Origin of the sequence: Tritonibacter horizontis (genome assembly GCF_001518015.1) — a bacterium.
Taxonomy (GTDB): Bacteria; Pseudomonadota; Alphaproteobacteria; order Rhodobacterales; family Rhodobacteraceae; genus Epibacterium; species Epibacterium horizontis.
This window is the reverse complement of record NZ_LPUY01000008.1, coordinates 116,277-135,595: the sequence shown is the minus strand read 5'-3', so window position 1 is coordinate 135,595 and position 19,319 is coordinate 116,277. Positions and strand designations below refer to the sequence as shown.

Below are 19,319 nucleotides of genomic sequence, written 5' to 3'. Positions count from 1 at the left end.
AGCGATAAGGGACGCAGTAACGCAACACCTAGGGCATAGAATGAAACGCGTATTTCTGATTTTGACCGTTCTGGCATCTTTCATCGTTTCCGCCTGCGCGACCGGCAACGACGGCACCGCCAGCGGATCGGGCGTCTACAAGATTCGCAACGACGAGCGCGTTCAGTTTCGAATGCTTGATTCGGTCAATGCCCTGCGCCAGGCCGCCGGCAGCCGGAACGTCCAATTGAATGCCCAACTGAATGCCGCTGCCGCGACACATTCCCGCGATATGTCGGTTCAGAACCGCCCATGGCATTTTGGCTCTGACGGGTCGTCGCCCTTGGATCGCATTGCCCGCGTTGGCTACACTGGTACCTTGCTTGGTGAGACGATCTCCGAATCTTATGAAAACGAGCTTCAGACTCTGACAGCCTGGATGGAGAATAGCACAACCAGGTCGGTGATCATGGACCCCAAGGCCGTCAACATGGGATTCTCCTGGTTTCAGGAGCCAAACGGCAAGATTTGGTGGACATTGGTGATGGCCAACTGAGCCCCACCTACGGCAGGGTTTCCCCCTGCATCGCATGAGAGTTAAAAGAGGCCGCATTCAAATATGATGCGGCCTTTGTTGTGTTCAGCGGACAGGGCTACCCCAGGGGCTACTGGCGCAATGTAATGAGGGTTCCATCCTGAACCATCGCCCAGATTTCCTCAATCTCTTCATTGGTAACGGCGATGCAGCCGGCGGTCCAATCCTTGACACGGGCAGCCCGCTTCCGGCTTTCAGGATCGTTTGGCTCGCCGTGGATGAAAATATCACCGCCTGGTCGCGCGCCCAGCGCCTGTGCACGGACCCGGTCCGCCGTATTCGGGTAGGACACACCGAGTGACAGATGGAATTGGCTGCGCGGATTGCGTCGATTGATCAGATAGCTGCCTTCGGGGGTGCGCCCGTCGCCCTCGATCTGTTTGTGCCCGACAGGCGCAAAGCCCAGCTGTACGGTATACTCCCGCAAGATCCTGGTATCGTGCAGCAGGTACATCTTGCGCGCGCCCTTATTGACCACAATGGAGGTCACAGGAGGTCCGTCATACCGTCTGATACGCGGTCCGCTGGAACAGCCCGCTGTTGTCCCGATGGCGGCCAGCAAGCCTACCCCGAATGTTCGCCTGTGCATGTGTCTGCTCTGTCCGCTCTAATTTAGCTTTTGTTTGTTTCGGCCAGAATACAACAACCCGCCCCGGGATTGAAAATCACTTTTGTGTCGGCTGATCGTTGGCCTGGGCGATGCTCTTTTCGATGGCTTCAAGTCGGGCCAGAACCTGATCGCGATAGGCATCGGTTCGCTCGCCCTCTTCCTGCGAATGGCCTTCTTGCATCGAGTTTACGATCAAACCGACAAGCAGGTTCACAACGGCAAAGGTCGTGACCATGATGAAAGGAACAAAGAAGGCCCAAGCGTGCGAGTAAACCTCCATGACCGGGCGAACGATTCCCATGGACCAGCTTTCCAGGGTCATGATCTGAAACAGTGAATAGGCCGACAAACCAAGTGTGCCAAACCACTCCGGAAAGGTGTCGCTAAAAAGCTTCGTCGCCATGACAGAGCCGATGTAGAAAATGATCGCCATCAGCAGGAACACCGACCCCATGCCTGGAAGTGCGGTGATGAAGCCCTCGACCACGCGCCGCAAGCTCGGCGCGACGGAGATGACCCGCAGAACCCGCAGGATACGCAGCGCTCGCAAGACCGAAAACCCCTGGGCCCCCGGCACCAGAGCGATACCGACAATCAAGAAGTCGAAAATATTCCAGCCATTGACGAAGAACTTCAACCTTTTGCAGATCAGCTTGGCCGCGATCTCAAGGATGAAAATCAACAGACAGATTTCGTCGATCAGGTGCACGATGCCACCAAATCTGGCCATGACGACATCCGAGGTTTCCAGACCCAACGTGACGGCGTTCACCAGGATCACCGCAGTGATGAAACGACTAAAGGCCTCACTTTCAAGAGTTGAATTCAGACGGTCGATCATCAGCGGCATCTCTCTTTTGGCATTCAACGAGACCAGGTCAGGCTCGCTACCAGTTCCGTATGCGACGACCAACGGAACTGGTCAACGACCTGTACCCAATCAAGAGTATATCCCGCCTTAACAAGCGTTTCCGCATCACGGGCAAAGGTGATCGGATTGCAGGAAACATAGGCCAGTTTTGGCGTTCGCGCCTGCGCCAGCTCGGCGACCTGCGCCTCTGCACCGGCGCGTGGCGGGTCGATCACAACCGCATCATAGGCCGCCCCAAATGGGTTGAGGTCCTCCGGCAGAAGTGGATTGCGAAACAGGTCCCGTGTCTGGGTGGTGATTTTCTTCAGTCCACGCGCCTGACGCCAGCCTTGCTCCAGCGACACGAGCATCTCGCGTTCCCCTTCCACGGCAAGCACCTCGGCGTCTTCGGCCAAGGGCAGGGAAAAAGTCCCGCAGCCCGCAAACAGATCAGCAATCCGCCGCGCGCCCGAAACGATTTCGCGAACCGACGCAACAAGCGCGGCCTCGCCTTCCTCGGTTGCCTGCAGGAATGCCCCAGGCGGAGGACAGATCAGGGCGCGGCCAAATCGTTGCACCGGCGCTTGTTCCATCCCCATGGGTTCGTCGTCCCACGTCAGTCGGGCCAGTTTGTGGCGCTCGATGATCTGACCTAGCTCGATCCGCAATGGACCGTCCAGGGGTTTGCCATTGCGGACAAGAACATCCAGCCCGGCGGTCGAGGTTGTGATCGTAACGGCAAGTGGCGCCTTGCGGCTGGCCCCGATCGTGGCCAGATCCTCGGCCATCGGAATCGCAGCCAGCAATTCCGGCGCGAGCAGGTGACAGTCGGGAATAGCGGTAATGACATCCGATGCACGGCCGTGAAAACCGGCCATCGCGCCTTTTTTGGTCCGCTTCACCGAAAATGTCGCGCGTCGACGGGACCGGGCAGGTGACGTCAGGATCGGGCGAAACACAGTCGTCAATCCGCGCGATTTCAATGCGCTGCGCACGATATCGGATTTCCACTCTGCGACGAAGTCATCACTTGCGTGCTGCATCTGGCATCCACCGCAGGATTTGTAATGCCTGCAGGGCGCTTGCACACGTTGATCAGACGGATCCTCGATCCGAATGTCACCGAGCGATTGCCCCTCCACAACACCTGTGATGGTTTCCCCCGGGAGCGTGCGGGGAGCAAACAGAGGGCCCGGGGCGATTCCATCGCCCTGGTGTCCCAAACGTTCGATCGTGGCTCTGGTTCTGGCTGCGTCATTCATACCTCTGCCATAGCGCGGCTGGGCGGACGGCAAAAGGTACAAATGCGCCTGAATTCTGGAAAGGCAGTGCTATTCGGCGGCAGCAGAGGCGTCGTCATCCGTACGAATAAACCCGCCTGACTGGCGCGACCAGAACCGCGCATATTGGCCGCCCTTTGCCAACAGGGCATCATGGCTGCCTTGCTCGACGATCCGGCCAGCCTCCATCACGATGATCCGGTCCATCTCTGAAAGAGTCGAAAGACGGTGGGCAATGGCAAGGACCGTTTTACCTTCCATCACCCGAGACAGCGCCGATTGGATCGAGGCCTCGACCTCCGAATCCAATGCCGATGTCGCTTCGTCCAAGACCAGAATCGGCGCGTCCTTCAGGATCGCTCGCGCCAGCGCAATCCTTTGGCGCTGCCCCCCAGACAGTTTGACCCCCCGTTCGCCCAGATAGGCGTCATACCCTTTGCGGCCCTGGCCATCCTCAAGATCGACGATGAAACCATCCGCCTCGGCCGCTTTCGCCGCCGCGATGACCTCTTCTTTTGTGGCGTCTGGACGACCGTATAGAATGTTGTCCATCGCGGAGCGATTGAACATGGCCGTTTCCTGCGTGACCATTCCAATTTGACTACGCAGACTGTTCTGGCTGACCATCGATGTGTCGGCGCCATCTATCCGGATGTTTCCCTTTTCCGCTTCATAGAGCCGCAACAAGAGAGCCACGAGGGTCGATTTCCCCGCACCTGATGCACCAACGATGCCAAGCTTCTCGCCCGGTTGAACGGTCAAGGAAACATCCGTGATCCCACCAACGTCGCGCCCATAGCTGAAACTGAGGTCGTCAAATTCGATGGTGCCATCGGTGATTTCGAGGTCTTGCGCATCTGGCGTGTCCTCAATCCGATCCGGATGTGCGAGGGTTTTCATGCCGTTTTCGATTTCTCCCACGTTGGAATAGATCCCCATGAGGGTGAAACTGACCCAACCGGTCATCTGGGCAATCCGGATCGAAACCGCACCCGCTGCAACAATGTCGCCCTCGCTGGCAATCCCGCCCTGCCAAAGCAGCAAAGTCGCGCCGATCAGCAAAACCGGAAGAAGACCGGCCAGGCTCATCAGGCAAAATCGAAAGGACGCGGACAAATAGCCAAAGGCAAGCGCCTTGTCGCGGAACGTCACCATCGCGTCCTGCGCGCCACGTTCTTCATGGTCCGCATGGGCGAACAATTGAACCGTCTTGATGTTCGTGATGGTGTCGACCACCTGCCCGCTGACATTGGCCCGCGCTCCGGCTCTGCCGGCCGCACGGAGGCGAATCCGGGGCAAGAACCAGCGGATCATCGCAAAATACCCGATCAGCCAGACCAGAAAAATCCCCGTGATCCGCAGATCGACAGACCCCAGCAGAAGCAGGGCACCGGCAAGCGAGGCCAGAGCAAAAGCCACCACGTTGATCAGCTCCACCACGACGGTGGTAACCGCATTTGAGGTTTGCATCTGTTTCTGCGCAATGCGGCCGGCGAAGTCGTCATCAAAGAACCGCACCGACTGGCCCAGTGTCCACCGGTTCAGACGCGATAGAACGAGCGGGCTGACGTTCGGCTGAACGATAATGGCATTTGTCGCTGCCGAAAGCCCGAACAGCACCGGGCGCACCAGCAGGAAAAATGCCAGCGCCGCCACAACAATCCCGAGATTATCCGCAAAGAACCCCTCCGGCCCACCTTGCAACGCGGTGTCAATGACCAGCCCGAGGATAAAAGCCGTCCCGGCTTCCATTGCCCCGGCCAGGGATGAAAACACCGCCGCAATGCAGAGCATCGGCCAAGCGCCAGCCAGACACCAACGCAGAAAAGGTCCAAGCGTCTGTGGGGGCGGTCCATCCGCCGGTTGGAACGCATTGATCAGGTTGCCGAGCTTCATTCTGCCGCCTCTACATTCAAGAACCCGCCCGACTGGCGCGCCCAGAACTGTGCATATAGGCCATTTGCGGACAAAAGCGCCTCATGCGTGCCTTCCTCGACGATCTTTCCCTCATCCAGCACCAAGATCCGGTCCATTTGTGCGATCGTAGAAAGACGGTGGGCGATTGCTATGACGGTTTTGCCCTCCATCATCCCGTAGAGCGTTTTCTGGATCGCGGCTTCGACTTCGGAATCCAGCGCCGATGTCGCTTCGTCCAAAAGCAGGATCGGCGCATTCTTCAAGATGACGCGCGCCAAAGTCACGCGCTGGCGTTGGCCGCCGGATAGCTTCACGCCACGTTCACCGACATGGGCATCATAACCTGTCCGTCCCTGCGGGTCTTCGAGATCGAGAATGAAATCATGCGCATGGGCCTTCCGCGCGGCGGCCAGCATTTCCTGTTCGGTGGCCGACGGCCGCCCATAGAGCAGGTTGTCACGGACGGAGCGATGCAACAGCGAACTGTCTTGCTGCACCATGCCGATCGCTTGGCGCAGACTGTCCTGCGTGACCTGCGTGATGTCCTGACCATCAATCAGAATGCGGCCGCTTTCAGCGTCGTAGAACCGCAACAAGAGCTTGACCAGTGTCGATTTTCCGGCCCCCGACCGCCCGATCAGGCCAACCTTTTCACCGGCGTGGATCTTCAGCGACAGGTTATCCAGGCCACCTGCGTCACGTCCATAATGGTGTGACACCCCATCAAAGATAATCTGACCCTCGGGCAGCGACAGGGGCTTGGCCTTGGGCGAATCCACCAGATCAATCGGCTGTGCAATGGTTTCCATGCCCTCGGCAACAACGCCAAGCTGGCGGAAGAACGTCGTCAGCGCCCACATGATCCATCCGGTCATGGCGTTGAGGCGCAGCGTCAGGGCGGTAGCCGCCGCGACAACGCCAACCGACGCGGTGCCCTGGGTCCACAACAGGATGCCCCAGCCCACAACGCCGACGATCAGCAACCCGTTCAACACCACAAGAGCACCATCCATGATGGTGTAAATGCGCATTTCGGTCTGGAACGTCTCGCGGGTTTTCTCGATAGCGTCTTTGGCGTAGTCCAGCTCCCGACTATGATGCGCAAACAGTTTGACGGAGTGGACGTTGGAATAACTATCCACCACCCGGCCCGTTACCGTGGAACGCGCATCCGAAGCGGCCTGGCTCGCAGGGCCGACCCGTTTTACGGTCCATTTGATCAACGCGCCGTAAAGGGCAAACCAGATCACCAGCGGCAACAACAGTCGGGCATCGGCGCTCCACAACAGAAACGCGGCCCCCACGAGGTACGCCAAGGCGAAGGTGATCGCGTCAAAGATCTGAAACACAACTTCACCCGCAGCGGGCGGTGTTTGCATGATCCGGTTCGCTATTCGTCCGGCAAAATCATTCTCAAACCAACCAACTGATTGACGCAAAACATGTTTATGTGCCCGCCAGCGAATAAGCGTGCCAAAGTTTGGCAAGATCGTATTGTTCAGCAGGAGAACATCAAGAAGCTGAAGGATCGGCCGGAGAAACAGGATGAACAAGGCCATCAGGATCATCTCGACCCCGTGGTTGTGCCAGAATTCTTGCCGCGGCCCGGACAACAGATCGACGACACGCCCCATATAAGAGATCAACCCAATCTCGACGGCGGCAACCACGACAGACATGACTGCGGTTGCCCAGAACACCTTTTTGAAGGGCTGCGCATACTCCAGCATAAATGGCCAAAGGCGGGTCGGCGGACGGTCTGTTTCAGGATAGTCGCAATAAGGATCGACAAGATTTTCAAAGAAACGAAACATAGCGGTGCTCCATAGTTGAGCAAATTCAGAAATGCGATGCGCAGGCCGAACCACAGAGATTAAAATCCCTGCGTCACGTCCTCGATTAGGTCAAGACGTCAAACGTCCTTCCAAATCCCACGATACATCTGCATTCCTCCCGCTTCGTCAGCACGCAAATGGGTAGCGCGCTTTTTCTTCTTTGTCACGCCCTCCAAACGTGAAATTTTTCCGACACCGGCCTGACCGGTCACACAACTTGAGATTGCAAACTGTCCAGGCTTGCTTCAAACACCTGTGTTCCGGGATAGGTCCTTCGCCGCCGTTCAGGCAACGGGCTCTTCGTTCAGCACATCGGCAAAGGATTTGAAGAACTTTGCTGCCAGTTTTTTGGCAGTACTCTGGATCAATCTGCTGCCCAATTGGGCAAGCTTGCCGCCAATATCCGCCTTGGCGTCATAGCGCAGGATGGTTTGGTCTCCCTGCGCGATGAGGGTCACGTCCGCGCCCCCCTTGGCATGTCCGGCCGCACCGCCATTGCCCTGTCCCGTAAGCGAAAACCCATCCGGCGCATCGGTGGTGTCGAGCTGTACCTGCCCCGTGAACCGCGCCTTTACCGGGCCGATCTTGAGCACAACCTTCGCTTCAAGTTCGGTGTCGGAATGCTTGATCAGCTCTTCGCATCCGGGAATACACTGCCGCAGGATTTCCGGGTCATTCAGGGCCGCATAAACGCGGTCCTTCGGCGCGTTGATGAGGATTTCGTCTGTGAGTTCCATAGTAAGTCCTTCTTTAGCAACAGGGGAATCTGATTTGATCGACATGCTCGGGCTTGAGAGCCCATTTTCTGCAAAAACGGCGCAAGCCAGAGATCAGATGTTTCATTTCGTGGGGTCCTCCTGCATTCGGCAGGCAGCAATGGCAGCGGGCGCACTCAGATCAGTCATTGACGCGTTCCGACAAGAAACTGCGCCGTTGCAGGACAAGCTCGGCCAGGATCGACAGCGCGATTTCCTCGGGTGTGATCGCGCCGATATCCAGTCCTGCTGGCGCTTTGACGGAGGCAATCGCCTCTTCCAGAACCCCAGCATCCCGGAGCCGTCCGGCAAGAACCGCGAATTTCTTCTGGCTCCCGACGAATGCAACGAAATCCGGTTTTGAATTCAGGGCCGCCGTCAGCGCATCCAGATCGCCCTGACCCTGGGTGGCAACAACAATCGCATGATGTTGGTGGGAGACCCTTTGATGGATTGCACCGGTGACATCCCATTGAAAATTAGGAGCGAGCGAGCTTAGCGCACGGGCAACCGGGGAACTGCCGATGACCGCCAGCATTGGCATCGGCAGGCACGGCTCGATAAAGATATCGATACTGCCCCGAGACGGACACCCGTTCCGCGCAAAGAGGGTACCGTCAACTTCGTCGCCGGCCATGACACCTTTTTCTGCCAATAATTCCTCTGGCGCGATGGACACCAGTTGCGGCTTGCCTGACTTGAAAGCCTCGACAGCGGCCCGTTTGACAGCCGCGCGTGTGCAACCGCCACCAAGCCACCCATGCACAATGCTCCCCTCCTGATCGAGGAGCGCCTTTGCGCCCGGTTTCGCCGCTGTCGCACCCGCCGTCCGCACGATCGTTGCAAACGCAAAGGCCTCCCCCTGCGCACGCAGAGACTTTGCGGCTTCTGCCAGATCCATGGGCAGGTTCTCGATCAATGTCATAGTGCCACCAATTCTGACTCTAGCGCCGCCAGATCGTTCAGCGTGCTCGCCGCAGCAAAAAGGTCGAGATAGGGTAGTGCCGCAGCCATACCGCTGGCCACCGGCGCGTAATCTTGCCAAGATTTCAGCGGGTTGAGCCAGATCACTTTGCATCCACGCTTTTTCAGTTCGGACAGGGCGGCGTCCAACGTTTCAGCGGGCGCAGTGTCATACCCATCTGACAGGATCAGGACAACGCTGCGCCCGTCCACAAAACGTTTGGCATAGGTTTGCGCGAAGGTTCGCAACGAAGGCCCGATCTGCGAACCGCCACCAAAACCGTCAGCCATTAACGACATCCGGCCAATTCCCCGCAGGGTATCCTTATCGCGCAAGGCTTCGGTTATACGTACAAGACGGGTGTGAAACAGATAGGCATCAGCATGACGGTCACACCGCATCAATCCAGCCAGAAACGCCAGAAAGACCCGTGAATAGAGGGTCATAGACCCTGACACATCGCAAAGCGCGACGATTTTATGCGGGCGCTCCGGACGCTGTTTGCGGAACAGGCGCAAGGGTTCGCCACCCGTTGCAAGGCTGGCGCGGATGATCTTGCGAAAATGAAGCCGGTCCCCACGATGTGCGGCGCTTCTGCGGCGCGACCTGCGATCACGCAACGCCGCGCCAAGACGGCGAGCGACGTCCTCTGCCTGCGCAATGTCGTCGGGTGTTACCAAATCCCGCAAATCCTTTTGCATCAGGTTCTGGACCGAGGTCGCAACCAGGCGGCCCTCGCCATCACTCACGGCTTCTCCTTCGCCGCCGTCAGGCGCAGTCGCGGTCCCTGCTCCGCTGGCGTCCTTGCCTTGGGCGTCTCGCGATGACTGCACACCGCTGTCATCGCTTGTGGGCGGTGTCGGTACGATCTTTTGTTTCACACGGCCTGCGTCGAGCCAGTAGCTGTCGAACAGATCATCAAAGCGATCTGCCTCGTCTTTGCAGCCTGTACAGATCGCCCGCCAGGCAAGGCGCGCGTGTTGGGCTTCTACAGCCTCGACGGCACAAAGCGCTTCCATCGCGAGGTTGGTTTCGCAAACGCCAAGTTGCAACCCGTTGTTGCGCAGGTGGGCCATGAACCCGGATATGCGCGCCATCGCTCCGGGGTCACGGGCTGCAAAGCGAGTCACCCGGCTCATGCGGCGCGTCCCGCAATACGTGCCGCCACCTCGGGCGTGATCTGCGCGCGGTCGTTCTGCGTCTTCAGCAATGTGCTCAACGTATGTTGCAGGACCGCCGGGTCGCGGGTGAGATCTGCGATCCCAAGCCCCATCAGGGCCGCAGCAAAATCCAACATCTCGGCGATGCCAGGGGTCTTCTCCAGGTCTTCTTCACGCAGTTTCTGCACAAAGCCGACGATCTGTTGCCCCAGCCTCGTCTCGACCGTCGGATAGCGGGCGCCGAGGATCGCCAGCTCGGTCATTCGATCCGGGTACTCCATATAGGAATAAAGACAACGACGGCGCAGGGCGTCCGACAGGTCGCGCGTCCCGTTTGATGTCAGGATCACAACCGGTTTGGTCGTTGCCGTGATGGTGCCCAGCTCTGGCACGGTGATCTGGAACTCCGAGAGGACCTCCAGAAGGTAAGCTTCGAACGCCTCATCCGCGCGATCAATTTCGTCAATCAGCAGAACCGGAGCCGTGTCTTGCGTGATCGCGGCCAGCAAGGGCCGCTCCAGCAGGAATTCGCGCGAGAAAATCCGTTTCTCTACAGCGTTTCCTGTCTCGCCATTCTCGGCGGCAGCGCGGATCGACAGAAGCTGCTTTTGGTAATTCCATTCATAGATCGCCTGCGCGGAATCAAGCCCCTCGTAACATTGCAGCCGGATCAGCTTGGCCCCGCGCGCGATCGCCAGACTGTGGGCAAGCTGGGTTTTCCCCACGCCCGCCGACCCCTCAAGCAGAAGAGGCCGTTGCAATGAGAGGCCAAGATGCAGCGCCACTGCCAGATCGTCAGAGGCAACATATCCCTCTGCCGCCAGAGCGGATTTAAGATCGGTCCAGGTCATTTTGCATTCCCTTGTCGGGGGCATCCGTTGCCCGGATGCCCCATCGCGGAGGTCCTAGTCGTGCAGCCCCAATTCATTTGCCGTACGCCAGATCCGCCAATGGTCATGCGGCATATTGGTGTGCCGGTTGCCAAAAGGCCGGAAGGCGTCCTGCACGGCATTTGAAAAGCACGGGACGCCGCCGACGTGCGGACTTTCCCCGACGCCTTTGGCGCCAATCGGATGGTGCGGGCTGGGGGTCACCGTGAAATCGGTCTCGTAGTTGGGCACTTCCCATGCCGTCGGCAGGAAAAAGTCCATCAACGTGCCCGTTTTGACATTGCCCATATCATCGTAGGCAATTTCCTGCCCCAGGGCGACAGCGAGCGCTTCTGTCAGGCCGCCATGGATCTGGCCTTCGATGATCATCGGGTTGATCCGTGTCCCGCAGTCATCCAATGCGTAGAACCGGCGGATGTCTGGAACGCCCGTGTCCACGTCAATATCCATGACACAAACATATGCGCCAAAGGGATAGGTCATGTTCGGGGGATCGTAGTAACTGACCGCCTCCAGCCCCGGCTCGAGCCCCGGGATCGCTTGATTATAGGCGGCAAAGGCGATTTCCTTCATCGTCTTGAACCGCTCGGGCGCGCCCTTCACCACAAACCGGTCGACATCGAACTCGACATCGTTGTCGTGCACTTCAAGCAGATAGGCCGCGATCATCTGTGCCTTGGCGCGGATCTTGCGACCAGCCATGGCAGTGGCCGCTCCCGCCACCGGCGTTGAGCGCGACCCGTATGTCCCGAGCCCATAGGGCGCCGTATCGGTGTCGCCTTCTTCGATGGTGATACTATCCGCAGGCAACCCGATCTCGGACGCGAGGATCTGCGCAAAGGTCGTGGCGTGACCCTGCCCTTGCGAGATTGTACCAAGCCGGGCGATGGCGGAGCCGGTCGGATGAATACGGATCTCACAACTGTCGAACATGCCCAGCCCAAGGATATCACAGTTCTTGACCGGACCCGCGCCGACAATCTCGGTGAAAAAGCTCAACCCGATGCCCATCAGTTTGCGCGTTTTGCCAGCTTTGAAATCCGCGACCCGCTGCGCCTGTTCGGCACGCAATCCGTCGTAATCAACAGCCTTCAGCGCCTTGTCCCACGCGGTGTGGTAGTCGCCGCTGTCGTATTCCCAGCCCAGCGCCGCCTTGTAAGGGAATTGTTCCTTCTTGATGAAGTTGATCCGGCGCAACTCGGCCGCGTCCATATTCAATTCAATCGCGAGCACCTCGATCATGCGCTCAATGAAATAGACCGCCTCGGTCACCCGGAACGAACAACGATAGCTGACTCCGCCTGGGGCCTTGTTGGTATAAACCCCGTCCACCTCAAGATACGCGGTCGGAATATCGTAGGACCCCGTGCAGATATTCATAAACCCGGCCGGAAACTTGGTCGGATCGGCGCAGGCATCGAACCCACCGTGATCGGCGGTGACATGACAGTGCAATGCGGTGATCTTGCCCTCTTTGGTGGCTGAAATCTTGCCGGTCATGTGGTAATCCCGCGCAAAGGCGGTGGTCATGAGATTGTCCATGCGGTCTTCGATCCACTTCACCGGCTTGCCAGTGACAATCGACGCCACAACCGAGCAGACATAGCCCGGATAAGCCCCAACCTTGTTGCCGAAGCCGCCGCCGATATCGGGCGAGATCACACGGATGTTGTGTTCCTCGATGCCAGAGATCAAAGAGACCACCGTGCGGATCGCATGGGGCGCCTGGAACGTCCCCCAGAGGGTCAATTTTCCATTGACCTTGTCCATCGAAGCCACGCAGCCGCAGGTTTCCAGCGGGCAGGGATGGGTGCGGTGATAATACATGCTTTCGGTCGCTACGACCTCGGCATTCGCGATCACCTCTTCTGTGGGTGCCTTATCACCGGCCTCCCAGGTGAAAATGTGGTTCGGGTGTTTGCGCGGTCCATGCGCACCGGGGGCCTTGGGATCCAGATCCTCCCGCAACACCACGTCTGATTTCAACGATTCAAATGGATCGACGATCACCGGAAGCTCTTCATACTCGACCTCGACCAGCTCGATGCCGTCAGCGGCGGCGAAACGATCTTCGGCCACGACAAAGGCGACTTCCTGCCCTTGAAACAGGACCTTTCCGTCCGCCAGTACCATTTGTTTGTCGCCGGCCAGGGTCGGCATCCAATGCAGCCCAAGGGGTTCCAGGTCGGCAGCGGTCAGAACCGCCAGCACGCCAGGGACCTCCATGGCCGCCGCGGTGTCGATGCTCTTGATCCGCGCATGCGCATAGGGCGACCGGACAAAGTCACCAAACAGCATCCCGTCCAGCTTTATGTCGTCAACGTAATTGCCCTTGCCTTGGGTAAAGCGCGCATCCTCGACGCGTTTGCGCGAGCAACCCAAACCCTTGAGGTTGGCAACGCGTTCGTCTCTGTTGTCGATCTCGTCTTTCATTCTGCAGCCTCCTTGGCGGCATTCATTTCCGCGGCAGCGGCCTGAATGGACTTGATGATGTTCTGGTAGCCCGTACAGCGGCAGATATTGCCGGCCATTCCAAAGCGGATCTCCGCCTCGGTCGGATTCGGGTTTTCCTGCAGAAGCTTTGCTGCGCGTGTAATCATGCCCGGCGTGCAAAACCCACACTGGAGCCCATGATGCTCCTTGAAGGCGGATTGCAGCGGATGCAGATCATCGGGACCACCAATCCCCTCGATGGTGGTGATCTCCTTTCCATTCGCCTGGGCGGAAAAGAGGGTACAGGATTTCACGGACTTGCCGTTGATCGTCACAGTGCAGGCTCCGCAATGGGACGTGTCGCAGCCAATATGCGGACCGGTGATGTTCAGCCGTTCGCGCAGAGTATAGATCAACAGTTCACGCGGCTCTGCCAGGAACTCTTCTTCCTTACCGTTCACCGTCAGCGTAATGTGCATTTTCTTGGACATGGAAATTCCTCCCTCAGGCGCGCGACCAGGCACGTTCGATGGCGCGGCGCAGAATGACGCCAGCCACATATTTCTTGAATGCGATCGGGCCGCGGTTATCTTCGGTTGGGTCAATGTCGTTCAGCATCGCCGCAACTGCGGCTTTGAGCGCGGCATCATCAACAGAGGTGCCAACCAACGCCGCACCTGCGGCCTCGGAAAAGATGGGCGTATCGCTCAGGTTCGTCATCGCGATCGACGCAGCGCTACACCCGTTTTGATCCTTGGAAATCTGAACTGCCGCCGCAGCCGTGGCATAGTCCCCGATCTTGCGCTTCTGCTTCTCATAGGCATAACCGCCTTTGGGAAGCGGGATCGTCACGGCTGTCAGCACCTCTTCGTCTTCGCGCGCGGTCATGTAGGCGGCCTCGTAAAAGTCCCGCGCCGCGACCGCGCGTTCGCCATCCGGTCCGATCAGGACAAAGGTTGCGTCAAGGCATTGCATCAGCCCCGGCATGTCGTTTCCGGGATCCCCATTTGCAACATTGCCACCGACGGTTCCCATATAACGCACCTGAGGGTCGGCGATTTGTAGGGCTGCTTCGCGCAGGATGGGGGCAACCTTTGCCAAAGCGGCATCGTCGATAAGATCAGATTGCGTGACCATCGCACCGATCCGGACACGATCAGGGCCGATTTCGATGTCCGACAAACCACCGACGTCCTGCATGTCGATGAGATGCGGAACTTCCGCCATGCGCAGCTTCATCATCGGGATCAGGCTGTGGCCCCCCGCAAGCACGCGCGCCTCGTCCCCGTGCTCCTGAAGGATGGCGATGACGCCCGCCATATCCTTCGGGCGATAGTATTCAAATGACGCTGGAATCATCGGCTTCCTCCCTAAAGCGATTACTCTTGCTGGGGGGAGACTGCGCCCGACGCGCGACGGATGGCTTCAGGAATCTGATGAAATACAGGGCTTCTGCACGAAATGCGCCCTATTCTGCACCAATTGCGCCGCGCTCCGGGCAGAGCACATCCTGAATGGATTTCAGCTTGGACCGGCTGACCGGCGCCGGCGGAAGGTCTGGTTTTTGAAAGACGCAACGTCCCTTGTCCTTCGCCCGCTCGAAGCGCAGAACCTTGTTCGAATTCACCAGATAGCTGCGGTGCGTCTGCAAGAAACCCACGGGCACCAACCGCTTTGACGCCTGCGTGATCGGCCAGACACAAAAGAGTCGATCCCGGTCGGTGTAGACCTGCGTATAATGCCCATCAGCGCGCATCAAAATAACGTCTTCCGGCGCGATGAAGACCTTGATGCCATCCCGCTCGCAGGGGATTTGCAAGTCATGGGGCGCGGCCTTTGGGCGTGGTGCCGGAGTTTGGATCTGCGGTTCTATGACACGGTCTTGCGGCACCAAAAAGGTAACGCCAACCCAAAGAAACGTCCCGAACAGAACAAAGCTTGAGAAAATTACGCCTATCGCCAGAACTTCGTTGCTCATCGTCAGGCCAAATTCCGCTAAGCTTGGGACGGCGACAAAGCTGGTTCCGGCCATCGCGAGAAAATGCACGGAGCAAACCGCGACCGCGAAACACAAAGAACCAAGATAGATGTTTCGGATCCTGCGTTTCCCATACGCAAGCCAGATCGCCAACACGCATAGCCCGATGGCCACCACCGAAGAAACGATCAGCCCAAAAGGGGTATAGATCGCGCGACACTGCTGCAAACCCGCCATACCGATATAGTGCATGGCCAGGACACCAATTCCAACAATGCCACCTGCGCTGCTTATGACCAGCGGCGTCCGTTCGACAAAATGCAACAACACAAGCGCGACCCCGACAATCAGGATCGCGGTCAGCGCCGAGACCAGTGTGAGCGCAGCATCGTAGTAGAACAGGATTGGCAACTGCAAACCCAGCATGGCGACAAAATGCATCGACCAGATGCCACCGCCCAGCGCGATCGCGGCCAGTGAGATCGAGATTTTGCGTTGCAGAACAGGTTTCTTTGCCAACTCTCTCGTCAACGACAGCCCCGTGAATGCGGCAACGGTCGCGACCAGGCAGGCCATGATCACAAGCGTGAAGTTGTGTTGTGCAAGAAGCGTTTCCATCCCCGGTAATCTTAGGGATGGGGGTGGGATTCGCAAACGATGATTGCTGTTTCCAGCACGAAAGGATCACGGCCACTCGCTCTGAACAAATCGCCTATGGGTTGCACCTGGACCGTATGCTGGAAAATGCAGTTAACAGTCTGGAGCCAGACACAATTGCGACTGGCGTGGCCCGGTCCAGTTGCAGCCATCAATCCGGCCGCAAGGTCGCGATCAGTTCCTCCCGCGTGAGGACAAAGCCGGATTCGATCCACTCTGCCTCGAGGGCTCGCAGCGCCCGCCCCAGAGCCGGACCCGAGACACGCGGCATCAAATCTTTGGCTGCTACGGGAAAAATGGCCGCCGCCCCAATCGAAATATCAGTCTCTAACGTGGGTTGAAGTGATGTTTCCAGCAAGGCAGCCCGCAAAATCAACGCACGTTTCGCGGTCTCTGCGCCATGTCGGTAGGCAAGTTCACTTGGCGAGGTCGACCCCACTGCCAAATCCCGCAACAGCCGGATGCGCTCGGACATGGCCTTGCTCAGCCGCAAGTCCGCCTGCAACGTTTCACTGCCTAGTGTTGCCAGACGCGTCTCTGCCTGCGGGGCCAGATCGCCTTCCAGATGGATCAGCGGCGCCAGAGCCCGGTCATTTGCTCCTGGCAAAACACGCGCCAGAACGCCAATCTGCCGCATCGCCGCCACGCAGGGCGCTGGATCGTGCGCGGACAAAAGTTTGACGATTTCAACCCCGACGCGTTCCCGGGAAAGCTGCTCCAGCCCGTCCTGCGTTTCTGCAATCGCGGCAAGCGCCTCGGGGTCAAACCCGTCTTCAGGCTTGCCGTACCAGCAATGAAACCGAAAATACCGCAGGATCCTCAGGTAGTCTTCTTTGATGCGTGTCGATGCATCGCCGATGAACCGGACCCTGCGTGCATGCAGATCGCTCAAGCCGTCAAGCGGATCGACAACCTCGCCATCGGGGCGTGCATAGATCGCGTTCATCGTGAAATCCCGCCGCTGCGCGTCCTCCCTGACCGAGCTGGAAAATGCAACCACGGCACGTCGCCCGTCTGTCGCCACATCCTTCCGGAAGGTTGTGACTTCAAATGGCTGACCTTCTGACAAGATCGTCACAGTGCCATGCTCAATCCCCGTCGGAACCGCTTTGAGCCCAGCGCGGTTTGCCCGCTCCAGAACATCCTGCGGCGACAGGGACGTGGCGAGATCAAGATCCGAAACCGGTTCTTTCAGCAGCGCATTGCGCACACATCCCCCAACAAAGAAAACCTCCGCCCCGCCGTCGCTCAGGGCAATGCAGACGTTTCTTGTGGCAGGGGTTCGAAGCCACGGCTGATCAATTTTCATTCCCCCGCCCCCATTGCTGCCGCAAATCCACGGAGCATGCGCGCGGTCGCACCCCAGATATAGTAAGGACCGAAGGGAACGACAAAGTAGTGTCGTCGTGCCCCTCGCCAGTGACGCGATTGGATCTGATAGCGTGACACATCCAGGAGATGATCCAGCGGAACCCGGAAAACCTCTGCCACTTCCCCAATTTCGGCGCGCGTATCAAAGGGACGTTCAATCAAGGCCACAACCGGGGTGACCTGAAACCCGGTGACCGTCTCATGCGAAGGAAGGTGACCGAGAATCCGGGGCAGCATTGGTGGCAGCCCAACTTCCTCCGAGGCTTCTCGCAGCGCCGCAGCAGTCGCATCGCGGTCTGTTGCATCAACTTTTCCACCCGGAAATGCGATTTGACCCGGGTGATGCCGCAATGCAGAAGACCGTTTGGTCAACAGAACTCTCGGTCGGTCGGAAAAGGTTTCGATACCGAGCAGCACCCCTGCCGGACGCAGGGTGCGCCCGGCAGGGAGGACGACCTCTGGGTTCAGGTCGAAATCAGTGGTCTGTCCGACATTGCGTCGCAACGCTTCGGTAATGCTCGCCGCAAGCGCTGACACGGTGTCACTCCTCTTTGGCCTCAAAACCGACGGTTGCCGGATCGAGATCGTAATGCGCGCCGCAGAACTGGCAATCCGCCGTCACGCGCCCCTCATCCGTTGTCATCGTCGCGATGTCCTTGGCGGAATAGATCGACAAGCTCTGACGCACGCGATCTTCGGAACAGGTGCAGCCAAACCGGACCGATTGCGCATCATAGACCCGTGGTTGTTCCTCGTGAAAGAGACGAAGAAGCAGTTCGCTCGGTGAAATCGACGGGCCGATCAGTTCCAGGTCCTCAACCGTCGCAAGCAGGACGTTGACCCGGTTCCAGTTTTCTTCTTCGTCACCGGACACCAGATCTGTCGCGCTCAGGACCTCGCCGGTGCCCTGCCCCTGCGCCGCAAATGGCGATGCTTTTGGCATATGCTGAAGCATGACCCCCCCAGCGCGCCAGGACTCACCCTTGCCCGGTTCAGATGATTTCCCAAAACTGAGCTGGAATCGCGTCGGCAGCTGTTCAGACTGGGCAAAATACGCCTCGGCACAGTCCGACAAGGACGTCGCCGACAGTGGCGTGATCCCCTGGTAAGGCTGTGTCCCCTCTCCCTGGTCGATCAGGATTGCGAAATAGCCTTCGCCGACCAGATCAAACGGAGCGCCATCAATGACGCGATCCGCATCATAGCTGGCATAGGCCCGGATGCGCGCGGTGTCACCTTCGTGTTCGGGCGCATAGTAATCCGTCGCGATCATGCGAACGGCCCCTTTGGACTGCACTTGCAACGACAGTTTCCATCGCAGACTCATGGTTTGCCCGATCAATGCGGTCAGCAAAGCCATCTCCGCCACCAGCGCTTCGACTGCGGGGGGATAATTGTGTTGCTCCAGAATACCGTCCAACACGCCATCAAGCCGCGCCACGCGGCCGCGCATGTCGGATGCATCAAGCTGGAAGGGCAGGACGGTATCGTCCCACGCGATTTTTTTACCAAGTGTCATGGGGTTTCCTTAGAGGCCGGCTATTGGCATACCGACGCTATATAGGATTTTGGGTCTGAGAGGAAAGGGGCTGCCCGTGATCAGACGTTTCGGAGAGCCGCCACAACATCATCGTAATTACCGGGTACGTGTCGGCGCCTATGCGCTGTTACCCCGAAACGGGAAGCTGTTGCTGACCTGTCAGTCCGATCCAGCCCCCGACATCCAATTGCCCGGCGGCGGTTTGGACGCCGGGGAATCGCCCGTTCAAGCATTGCACCGTGAAGTATTTGAAGAGACGGGATGGAAGATTGGCCAACCTCGAAAGGTTGGAACCTTTCGGAGGTTCGTTTTTATGCCCGAGTACGATCTCTGGGCCGAAAAAATTTGCCACATCTATGTGGCCCGGCCCGTGCTCTGCCTAAGTGACCCAACGGAGCCAGCCCATCGCGCGCTCTGGTTGTCCGCCAGTGACGCCGTAGATGTGCTTGGCAACAGCGGCGATCAGCATTTCGCGCGGCTCCTGATCGGAACGATCTGACGGTTT

At 58.4% G+C, this 19,319-nt stretch carries 18 protein-coding genes; 2 read left to right on the top strand and 16 right to left on the bottom strand.

What is annotated here, in order from left to right; all coding sequences use genetic code 11:
- Positions 1-40: 40 nt before the first annotated feature.
- Positions 41-535: a divisome-associated lipoprotein DalA gene (gene dalA, locus TRIHO_RS00955; RefSeq protein ID WP_068239397.1), complete on the top strand. Its 495-nt coding sequence runs from the start codon at positions 41-43 to the stop codon at positions 533-535.
- A gap of 109 nt (positions 536-644) precedes the next feature.
- Here dalA and TRIHO_RS00950 read toward each other — a convergent pair whose 3' ends face one another.
- The 16 genes from TRIHO_RS00950 to hslO form a co-directional block, all read right to left on the bottom strand.
- The gene (locus TRIHO_RS00950) at positions 645-1,163 is read right to left on the bottom strand and encodes a L,D-transpeptidase family protein (protein WP_068239394.1); all 519 of its coding nucleotides are present in this window, start codon (positions 1,161-1,163) and stop codon (positions 645-647) included.
- A gap of 76 nt (positions 1,164-1,239) precedes the next feature.
- A complete protein-coding gene (locus tag TRIHO_RS00945; protein ID WP_068239913.1) occupies positions 1,240-2,025 on the bottom strand; it encodes an ion transporter in 786 nt (261 codons plus the stop codon).
- Between the two features lie 23 nt (positions 2,026-2,048).
- Positions 2,049-3,296 (bottom strand): class I SAM-dependent RNA methyltransferase, encoded by a 1,248-nt coding sequence (locus TRIHO_RS00940; protein WP_068239391.1) that lies wholly within the window; start codon positions 3,294-3,296, stop codon positions 2,049-2,051.
- A 69-nt stretch (positions 3,297-3,365) separates the two neighbouring features.
- Positions 3,366-5,210 (bottom strand): ABC transporter ATP-binding protein, encoded by a 1,845-nt coding sequence (locus TRIHO_RS00935; RefSeq protein ID WP_068239387.1) that lies wholly within the window; start codon positions 5,208-5,210, stop codon positions 3,366-3,368.
- Complete coding sequence (locus tag TRIHO_RS00930) at positions 5,207-7,045, bottom strand: ABC transporter ATP-binding protein (protein WP_068239384.1); 1,839 nt, start codon at positions 7,043-7,045, stop codon at positions 5,207-5,209. Before TRIHO_RS00930 ends, TRIHO_RS00935 begins: the two co-directional genes overlap by 4 nt.
- A 305-nt stretch (positions 7,046-7,350) precedes the next feature.
- Entirely contained in the window at positions 7,351-7,803 is a 453-nt protein-coding gene (locus TRIHO_RS00925) for a CoxG family protein (RefSeq protein WP_068239381.1), read from the bottom strand.
- A gap of 160 nt (positions 7,804-7,963) precedes the next feature.
- A complete protein-coding gene (locus tag TRIHO_RS00920; protein WP_068239378.1) occupies positions 7,964-8,746 on the bottom strand; it encodes an XdhC family protein in 783 nt (260 codons plus the stop codon).
- Positions 8,743-9,924, bottom strand: a complete 1,182-nt coding sequence (locus tag TRIHO_RS00915; RefSeq protein ID WP_068239376.1) for a vWA domain-containing protein — start codon at positions 9,922-9,924, stop codon at positions 8,743-8,745. The genes TRIHO_RS00920 and TRIHO_RS00915 overlap by 4 nt, the downstream gene beginning before the upstream one ends.
- Positions 9,921-10,796: an AAA family ATPase gene (locus TRIHO_RS00910; RefSeq protein ID WP_068239374.1), complete on the bottom strand. Its 876-nt coding sequence runs from the start codon at positions 10,794-10,796 to the stop codon at positions 9,921-9,923. Before TRIHO_RS00910 ends, TRIHO_RS00915 begins: the two co-directional genes overlap by 4 nt.
- Before the next feature lie 54 nt (positions 10,797-10,850).
- Positions 10,851-13,268 carry an aerobic carbon-monoxide dehydrogenase large subunit gene (locus TRIHO_RS00905; protein WP_068239371.1) on the bottom strand — a complete coding sequence of 806 codons (2,418 nt, stop codon included), beginning with the start codon at positions 13,266-13,268 and terminating at the stop codon, positions 10,851-10,853.
- Positions 13,265-13,759, bottom strand: coding sequence for a (2Fe-2S)-binding protein (locus TRIHO_RS00900; RefSeq protein WP_068239368.1), 495 nt, complete (start codon positions 13,757-13,759; stop codon positions 13,265-13,267). Before TRIHO_RS00900 ends, TRIHO_RS00905 begins: the two co-directional genes overlap by 4 nt.
- A 13-nt stretch (positions 13,760-13,772) precedes the next feature.
- Positions 13,773-14,627, bottom strand: coding sequence for an FAD binding domain-containing protein (locus TRIHO_RS00895; protein WP_068239364.1), 855 nt, complete (start codon positions 14,625-14,627; stop codon positions 13,773-13,775).
- Positions 14,628-14,736: 109 nt separating this feature from the next.
- On the bottom strand, positions 14,737-15,864 hold the full coding sequence (locus TRIHO_RS00890; RefSeq protein ID WP_068239362.1) for an MHYT domain-containing protein: 1,128 nt from the start codon (positions 15,862-15,864) through the stop codon (positions 14,737-14,739).
- A gap of 190 nt (positions 15,865-16,054) precedes the next feature.
- Positions 16,055-17,212 (bottom strand): CCA tRNA nucleotidyltransferase, encoded by a 1,158-nt coding sequence (locus tag TRIHO_RS00885; protein ID WP_068239360.1) that lies wholly within the window; start codon positions 17,210-17,212, stop codon positions 16,055-16,057.
- Positions 17,209-17,811, bottom strand: coding sequence for a CoA pyrophosphatase (locus TRIHO_RS00880; RefSeq protein ID WP_068239357.1), 603 nt, complete (start codon positions 17,809-17,811; stop codon positions 17,209-17,211). Before TRIHO_RS00880 ends, TRIHO_RS00885 begins: the two co-directional genes overlap by 4 nt.
- 4 nt (positions 17,812-17,815) lie before the next feature.
- Positions 17,816-18,793: an Hsp33 family molecular chaperone HslO gene (hslO, locus tag TRIHO_RS00875; RefSeq protein WP_068239355.1), complete on the bottom strand. Its 978-nt coding sequence runs from the start codon at positions 18,791-18,793 to the stop codon at positions 17,816-17,818.
- A gap of 76 nt (positions 18,794-18,869) precedes the next feature.
- Between hslO and TRIHO_RS00870 the strand changes: the two genes are divergently transcribed.
- Positions 18,870-19,313 (top strand): NUDIX hydrolase, encoded by a 444-nt coding sequence (locus TRIHO_RS00870; protein ID WP_068239352.1) that lies wholly within the window; start codon positions 18,870-18,872, stop codon positions 19,311-19,313.
- The last annotated feature ends 6 nt before the right edge of the window (positions 19,314-19,319 follow it).

Coding starts and splice junctions, on each gene's coding strand:
- TRIHO_RS00950 (WP_068239394.1), bottom strand. CDS start 1,163: ATGCACAGGCGAACATTCGGGGTAGGCTTGCTGGCCGCCATCGGGACA.
- TRIHO_RS00940 (WP_068239391.1), bottom strand. CDS start 3,296: ATGAATGACGCAGCCAGAACCAGAGCCACGATCGAACGTTTGGGACAC.
- TRIHO_RS00925 (WP_068239381.1), bottom strand. CDS start 7,803: ATGGAACTCACAGACGAAATCCTCATCAACGCGCCGAAGGACCGCGTT.
- TRIHO_RS00935 (WP_068239387.1), bottom strand. CDS start 5,210: ATGAAGCTCGGCAACCTGATCAATGCGTTCCAACCGGCGGATGGACCG.
- TRIHO_RS00900 (WP_068239368.1), bottom strand. CDS start 13,759: ATGTCCAAGAAAATGCACATTACGCTGACGGTGAACGGTAAGGAAGAA.
- TRIHO_RS00910 (WP_068239374.1), bottom strand. CDS start 10,796: ATGACCTGGACCGATCTTAAATCCGCTCTGGCGGCAGAGGGATATGTT.
- TRIHO_RS00895 (WP_068239364.1), bottom strand. CDS start 14,627: ATGATTCCAGCGTCATTTGAATACTATCGCCCGAAGGATATGGCGGGC.
- TRIHO_RS00890 (WP_068239362.1), bottom strand. CDS start 15,864: ATGGAAACGCTTCTTGCACAACACAACTTCACGCTTGTGATCATGGCC.
- TRIHO_RS00930 (WP_068239384.1), bottom strand. CDS start 7,045: ATGTTTCGTTTCTTTGAAAATCTTGTCGATCCTTATTGCGACTATCCT.
- TRIHO_RS00920 (WP_068239378.1), bottom strand. CDS start 8,746: ATGACATTGATCGAGAACCTGCCCATGGATCTGGCAGAAGCCGCAAAG.
- TRIHO_RS00905 (WP_068239371.1), bottom strand. CDS start 13,268: ATGAAAGACGAGATCGACAACAGAGACGAACGCGTTGCCAACCTCAAG.
- TRIHO_RS00945 (WP_068239913.1), bottom strand. CDS start 2,025: ATGATCGACCGTCTGAATTCAACTCTTGAAAGTGAGGCCTTTAGTCGT.
- hslO (WP_068239355.1), bottom strand. CDS start 18,793: ATGACACTTGGTAAAAAAATCGCGTGGGACGATACCGTCCTGCCCTTC.
- dalA (WP_068239397.1), top strand. CDS start 41: ATGAAACGCGTATTTCTGATTTTGACCGTTCTGGCATCTTTCATCGTT.
- TRIHO_RS00915 (WP_068239376.1), bottom strand. CDS start 9,924: ATGAGCCGGGTGACTCGCTTTGCAGCCCGTGACCCCGGAGCGATGGCG.
- TRIHO_RS00885 (WP_068239360.1), bottom strand. CDS start 17,212: ATGAAAATTGATCAGCCGTGGCTTCGAACCCCTGCCACAAGAAACGTC.